1 protein-coding gene is annotated in these 278 nt (G+C 62.6%); it reads right to left on the reverse strand.

The window, feature by feature from the left end; translation table 11 throughout:
- Positions 1–93: 93 nt before the first annotated feature.
- On the reverse strand, positions 94–278 hold a 185-nt coding region (locus RAD10_RS41720; protein ID WP_461622009.1), incomplete at its 5' end, for a hypothetical protein.

Below are 278 nucleotides of genomic sequence, written 5' to 3' on the forward strand. Positions count from 1 at the left end.
GCCGCGAGCTTTCGGCCGGCGTAATGCCAAGCCCCGCCGGGGCTCGGCCCGGTCGATCGGTCAGGTGCAGGTCCAGTGTCGGCGTCGAGCCGGTCAATCGTAGAATTCCGGCGCCTTCTTCATCGCCTTGAACGCGTCCGGGTCGTGGGCGGTGAAGAAATTTGCCTTCTGCGTCGCCATCTCCCGCCTGATCCACTCGAAGGCCGAGTAGAATCCCGATGTCGAATAGACCAACGGGGTGCTTGGCGGTATGTTCTGCTCGACGTTCTCCCGCAAAT

The sequence above is a fragment of the Bradyrhizobium sp. 23AC genome (genome assembly GCF_054863025.1).